Genomic DNA, 6389 nt, shown 5'->3' with positions numbered 1-6389 from the left:
TTTAGTGTTTACGTTCTCACTTAATTCATGAAGATCTGTGCTAAGCTTGTCACTTCCAATTAGATACACATAATCGTCTTTCCCTTCATGATCAGGATCGATTCTACCAATCATATCAATATTAAGGTTTGCTACGGTATTCACGAGCGGGAAAATTGGCTCATCTGTATAAAACTTAGACCCAACCAGTCCTTTTTCTTCACCAGTTACATTCAGGAAAAGAATAGAACGTTTTGGAGTGTATCCATCTTTACTGGCTTCAACAAAAGCTTCAGCAATTTCAAGAACGCCAACGGTTCCAGAACCATCATCATCTGCACCATTATAAACATTTCCTTCATCGTCCATTCCAACATGATCGTAGTGTGAAGAAATGACTAGAATTTCATCAGGCTTTTCAGAACCTTTTAAAAACGCTACAACATTTTCTGTAGGTTTTACATTTCCTCTTCTAAAATAGCTTACTGGTACTTCCTGGTAATAGTCATCACCGCCAATGGGAGAAGGCAGGTTAAGACTTTTATATTCGTTTTTAAGATATTCTGCAGCCATTTTCTGCCCAGGCTCTCCAGTCTCACGACCTTCGAATTCATCACTCGCAAAAGTGTAAAGATGCTCTTTAAGCTCTTCGGAAGTGATCGTATTCGCATATTCCATAGGATCTGCATTTTCGATCTTTTTGTTATGAGCGCTACATGCGGCCAAAAGTGCAGGTAAGGCCAGAAACCAAATTTTTTTCATATTGTAAATTAGTTTTTCGTTAATGCCGCCAATATAGCGGTTTCCATGCAAAGGATATGAATGTCCCTTAGTGAATAGACTAAGATGATTTGAAAAGGTTTAAATTGAATTGCGTACTTCCTGAAATAATTACAAGATTCTGAAGAATTTCTTTACTAATGCAGACTATTGTAGATAAGAATTTTCGACGTTTTCTACTGGTTGCTTAACGCCTTTTTGATAGCTTTTATAGCTAAAGTCTCCATGATTCGATGTCCGGTGGAATTAGGATGAACTCCATCTTCAGAAAACTTTTTCGGCAGTCCCTTGCTATCATCACGCAAAGAGTCATAATAATTGAGGTAGACATATCCATTCTCTTCCGCAAAATTCTGAAGCCAGGCATTCAGTTCTTCTATTTTGGAAATAGGTTTCAAGCCGGGTCGCCATGGATAATCGTGGACAGGAAGCACCGAACTTAGTATAACTTTAATATTTTTCTTTTCTGCCAGGTAGGCCATGGCTTGGATATTATCGGTAATAATTTTGAAGGAATAGATACCTGTGTTCTCGGCGATATCATTAGTTCCTGCTAAAATTGCCACTGCCTTTGGATTCAAATCCAGTACATCTGCAGTGAATCTTATAAGCATTTGTGGAGTGGTTTGGCCGCAAATACCTCTACCAAGATAATTGTTGGTATCAAAAAAATTTGGATGAAGATTAGCCCATGCTTCTGTAATTGAATCGCCCATAAAAACTACTTCTGGCCATATTGAACTTTGTAAAATTATTTTGTTCTCTTCGCGATACCTATTTAAAGTTGCCCAGTCCTGCTCCATTTTTCTCTTAGAATATCTAATGATGACTGAAAGAAAAGGAAATAAAAATAGACGCCAATACTTCTGCTGAATTTTTTAAAGTAAATTCCTGATATGAAATTGGCTGATTTAGAAGTGGCTACGAAAAAAGTAGAAAAAGTTTAGAAATTAGTTGTTATAAATTGAAAAAGCTTGTTATATTTGCACCCGCATTCAGCAAATAGCTGATGAGGCGCTCCGGAGAAATGGCAGAGCGGTCGAATGCGGCAGTCTTGAAAACTGTTGAGGGTCACACCTCCGGGGGTTCGAATCCCTCTTTCTCCGCAAAGACAGCGGACTAATATATTTAGAATGTTGTTATTAAATTTACACCCAATCCTATTCAGATTGGGTGTTTTTTTATTTTCTATTCTTAGTTGTTTGGTCTTTTTTCACTTCTATTTACTAGCTGTTTTCTAATTTTAAGTTACTTTCAAAATCTTACTACAGTTTTTGATGTGTAAAACTGTGTTGATAACTTAGAGTCTAATTGAAAGATCAACGTATCTTTCTTTATAAGTTTACAACTATTAGTTAATTCGATGTTCAAGGGGAATCATGTGAAATTCATGAACTGTTGCGCAACTGTAAATAATCCTGATTCTGGATTATAAGTCAGACTACCTTTTCGAATTAATGACTTTTACTTTCGCATAAAAAGTAATGGTCCTGGATTATTTCGTGGTCTTACTCGATACTTTCCTCTCCATTCCATTTTATGCTTTTGTTTAACATTAATACATAAGCATTATGAGTATTTTTAGCAAGAGGCTGAATTACAAGCCGTTTGAATATCCTAAAATTTTGGAATTTACAGATGCTATCAACAAATCCTTTTGGGTACATTCAGAAGTAGATTTCACAGCCGATGTTCAGGATTTTCATACCTACCTCTCCACTAGCGAAAAAGATGTGGTCAAAAAAAGTTTACTGGCGATAGCGCAAATCGAGATCGCTGTAAAGTCATTTTGGGGCGATCTTTATAAGCACTTACCAAAACCAGAATTTAACGGACTAGGAAGTACATTCGCTGAATGTGAATTTAGACATTCACAGGCTTATTCTCAACTCTTAGAAGTTTTAGGCTATAATAACGAGTTTGCGAAAGTAGTGGAAGTCCCGGCAATTAAAAACAGAATCAAATATTTATCTGAAGCCCTTGAACATAGTAAGGCAGATGATCCCAGGGACTATGTCTCTTCTTTAATATTGTTTTCAATTTTAATCGAAAACGTATCCCTGTTTAGTCAATTTGCAATTGTACTTTCTTTTAATCGCTTTAAGGGTGTGATGAAGAATATCAGTAACATTATTGCATGGACTTCAGTAGATGAACAAATTCACGCGAATGCGGGTATCTATATTATCAATCAAATTCGTGAAGAATGTCCAGATTATTTTGATGAAAAACTAAATAAGAAACTCATAGGAATCGTCAAAAAGTCAATTGAGGTTGAAGAAGAAATTCTTGATTGGATCTTCGAAACTGGGGAGTTACAAAACATCAATAAAAAAAATCTGATGGACTTTATGAAATTCAGATTAGATGAAAGTTTACAGAGCATAGGATTATCAAAAATTTATAACATCTCGACTGAAGAATACCAACCAATGCTATGGTTTGAAGAAGAGATTTTCGCAAACAGTCTGGATGATTTCTTCGCTAGACGCCCAGTGGAGTATACTAAACACGATAAAAGTATTACTGCGGCAGACCTTTTTTAAACCTTATTCAATTTTAGGAGAAACTCGATAACACTATGACCACAACTGTGAAAACTCAACCATTGATTGACAGTGACACTACTAAAGAAAGACTTTGGTGGCTTAATGATGAAAGTCAGCAAATATTAAACAGGGGCTACCTTTTAAAGGGGGAAACCGTTAAGTCTGCTATTGAGCGTATAGCCAACGCTTCAGCAAAAAGATTGTATAAGCCAGAATTAGCAGAAGCCTTTATCGAAATGATTGAGCGTGGCTGGATGAGTTTAAGTTCTCCTATCTGGGCAAATATGGGAACTGAGCGCGGCTTACCAATTTCATGTTTTAATGTCTATGTGCCAGATAATATTGAGGGAATAACCCATAAACTCGGAGAGGTCATCATGCAAACCAAAATAGGCGGAGGTACTTCCGGTTATTTTGGAGAACTAAGAGGAAGAGGAAGCGCGGTAACTGATAATGGTAAAAGTAGTGGTGCAACTAGTTTTATGAAACTATTTGATACAGCTATGGATACTATCTCTCAGGGTGGTGTACGCCGTGGGGCATTTGCAGCATATTTGGATATAGATCATCCAGATATAAAAGAGTTTTTAGAAATCAAAAATATCGGTAATCCCATTCAGAATTTATTCAACGGCGTTTGTGTGCCCGACTACTGGATGCAGGAAATGATAGAAGGGGACATGGATAAACGTGAAATCTGGGCCAAAGTCTTAGAGAGTCGGCAGCAAAAAGGTCTTCCCTATATTCTCTTTAAGGATAATGTCAACCGTTTTAAGCCACAGGTTTATAAAGATAAGAACAGAACGATACATTCAAGTAACTTATGCTCCGAAATTGCATTACCATCTACGGAAGATGAATCATTTATTTGCTGTCTTTCTTCCATGAACCTAGAATTATACGACGAATGGAAGGATACGGAAGCTGTAAAACTTGCGGTCTATTTTCTGGATGGAGTTTTACAGGAATTTATCGCCAAAACTGAAGGGAATCACTATCTGGCTTCGGCAAACCGATTTGCTAAAAATCATCGTGCCCTTGGATTGGGAGCTATGGGATGGCATTCATATTTGCAAAAGAAAAGGATCCCGTTCGAAGGAATGCAGGCAAAGGGAATTACCCACAACATCTTCGAAGATATTAGTGTTAAAGCAACTAAGGCAAGTAAGGAACTTGCCGTGATTTATGGAGAACCGGAAATTCTCAAAGGCTATGGATTGAGAAACACAACCTTAATGGCCATCGCACCAACGACCTCCTCTTCAGCAATACTTGGACAAACATCCCCCGGTATTGAACCGTTTAGCAGTAATTACTATAAAGCTGGACTGGCAAAAGGAAACTTTATGCGTAAGAATAAATATCTAAAAGAATTGTTAGCTGAAAAAGGTCTTGATAATGAAGATACTTGGAGGAGCATCATGTTAAATCACGGAAGTATTCAACATTTAGACACGCTGACTCAAGAGGAAAAAAATGTTTTTAAAACTTTTAAAGAGATAAGTCAGTTAGAAATTATTCAGCAGGCTTCCATACGCCAAAAGTTTATAGATCAAGCTCAAAGTCTCAATTTGAATATTCCCTCAGGCTTACCTGTAAGGGAGGTCAATAAATTACTGATCGAAGCCTGGAAACTCGGGGTTAAGACTTTGTACTACCAGAGAAGTCAAAGTGTTTCTAAAGAGTTTGTCTCAGACATTGTAAGTTGTTCCAGTTGTGAAGCATAAATAATTAGATCATGAAAAATAATCTTTACAATATGAGATGTCTGGATATATATTTATCCGGATTATCAAAAGAACAATATGATAATATTAAACATGAAATAGATCCTTCTAAAATGAAAAGAGGACCTTTGGTAAGTTGGGATATTTTTATGGATAGTTATCAAAAGAAAATACGCGATGCCAGAAAATCTTCAGAAATTAAACAAGTTTATGCATTAGCTGAGAAATTCAGATGGAGGAATGATTTGAAATTGGCCTTCAAAGAATATGAATATGAGGCTTTGGTCATTACAGATTTGAACCAAAAAATAATCTGGCTGAATGACGGATTCACAAAAATGACTGGCTATTCCAAAAATTTCGCAATAAATAAAAGTCCTAAATTTTTACACGGAGAAAATACTTCCTTAGCGGCAAAATTAAGATTTAGAGAAAAGATAGCTCAGAATAAGCCATTTAAAGAAATCATTATCAACTATAAGAAGGATAGAACTGCTTACAATTGTGAGATCAAGGTAATCCCATTGTTTAACGATAATACAACCCATTATCTGGCATTTGAACAAAAGGTGAGATGAATCACAATGTTATTAAGTTCGGCGGTACAGCTTTGTATTTGATAGATGAAATGCCTTCTTTTACTGCTATATTTAGCAGGTGACAAATAAAAAGTAAATATTCTGGAAGAAACTATAGGAATAAAGTTTCAGACATGTTTGCACAAGGTAGAACGTTGTATTTTATAATATTAGGCAATCGAAGTTACTTCCCCAGAAAGCTTTCAAAGTACGGCTCTAGGATAATGTTATTGGAATCTTAATAATAAAGCTTGGAGGCAGATTTAAACTTCTATTTAATAAAAAAAACCTCCTTTTCAGGAGGTTTTTAGTTTACTTTTTTGATTCTGCAACAGAGACTTTACGAAATTCTTTTAGAAGTTTTTCTAATTCCAAAGAGGCTTTTCTTGCTCTGGTTCCAGCACTTTTATTACCACTCTCTAATTGAGTATTGGCCTCTGTCTGGAATGATTCAAATGTTGACTGAATGTTTTCAACTAGCTCTTTCATTTTTGAGATTTTTAGGTTAATGTGCGAAAATAGAAGATTTTTCCGGGATGCGGACTTCTTCCTGTATTTTTCGTAGCATCAATTGGCGATGAATATGATTCGGTTAAACCTGATTATTCCGAAGGCGCTTTTTTAATTAAGTGAACATTGGATATTTAATTTGATATAATTATAAATATTTACCGATATATTTTGTTATGGAACTGTTCTCCCGTGTATATTTTATTATTATTTACAGAGACGGTGATTGCCGATACAAAACTCACAACATCTCTGCCATTGATTGA

At 35.9% G+C, this 6389-nt stretch carries 6 protein-coding genes and 1 tRNA gene; 4 read left to right on the top strand and 3 right to left on the bottom strand.

Features of this window, described 5'->3' with window-relative positions; translation table 11 throughout:
- Positions 1-741, bottom strand: a 741-nt coding sequence (locus QZ620_RS13020; RefSeq protein WP_295182420.1) for a M28 family peptidase, incomplete at its 3' end; no start/stop codon positions are given.
- A 194-nt stretch (positions 742-935) separates the two neighbouring features.
- Complete coding sequence (locus QZ620_RS13015) at positions 936-1562, bottom strand: SGNH/GDSL hydrolase family protein (protein WP_295182417.1); 627 nt, start codon at positions 1560-1562, stop codon at positions 936-938.
- A 218-nt stretch (positions 1563-1780) separates the two neighbouring features.
- On the opposite strand from QZ620_RS13015, the gene QZ620_RS13010 reads away from it, so the two are divergent.
- The 4 genes from QZ620_RS13010 (at position 1781) to QZ620_RS12995 (ending at position 5613) form a co-directional block, all read left to right on the top strand.
- Positions 1781-1865: transfer RNA gene (locus QZ620_RS13010), tRNA-Ser, on the top strand.
- 465 nt (positions 1866-2330) lie between these two features.
- Positions 2331-3305: a ribonucleotide-diphosphate reductase subunit beta gene (locus QZ620_RS13005; RefSeq protein WP_295182414.1), complete on the top strand. Its 975-nt coding sequence runs from the start codon at positions 2331-2333 to the stop codon at positions 3303-3305.
- Positions 3306-3340: 35 nt separating this feature from the next.
- Entirely contained in the window at positions 3341-5035 is a 1695-nt protein-coding gene (locus QZ620_RS13000) for a ribonucleoside-diphosphate reductase subunit alpha (RefSeq protein WP_295182411.1), read from the top strand.
- Positions 5036-5046: 11 nt separating this feature from the next.
- A complete protein-coding gene (locus tag QZ620_RS12995) occupies positions 5047-5613 on the top strand; it encodes a PAS domain-containing protein (protein ID WP_295182409.1) in 567 nt (188 codons plus the stop codon).
- Positions 5614-5925: 312 nt separating this feature from the next.
- Here QZ620_RS12995 and QZ620_RS12990 read toward each other — a convergent pair whose 3' ends face one another.
- Positions 5926-6102 carry a histone H1 gene (locus tag QZ620_RS12990; protein ID WP_141878309.1) on the bottom strand — a complete coding sequence of 59 codons (177 nt, stop codon included), beginning with the start codon at positions 6100-6102 and terminating at the stop codon, positions 5926-5928.
- Between the last annotated feature and the right edge of the window lie 287 nt (positions 6103-6389).

It is taken from the genome of uncultured Christiangramia sp. (genome assembly GCF_913046405.1).
GTDB lineage: Bacteria > Bacteroidota > Bacteroidia > Flavobacteriales > Flavobacteriaceae > Christiangramia > Christiangramia marina.
This window is presented reverse-complemented; position numbering and strand designations above follow the sequence as displayed.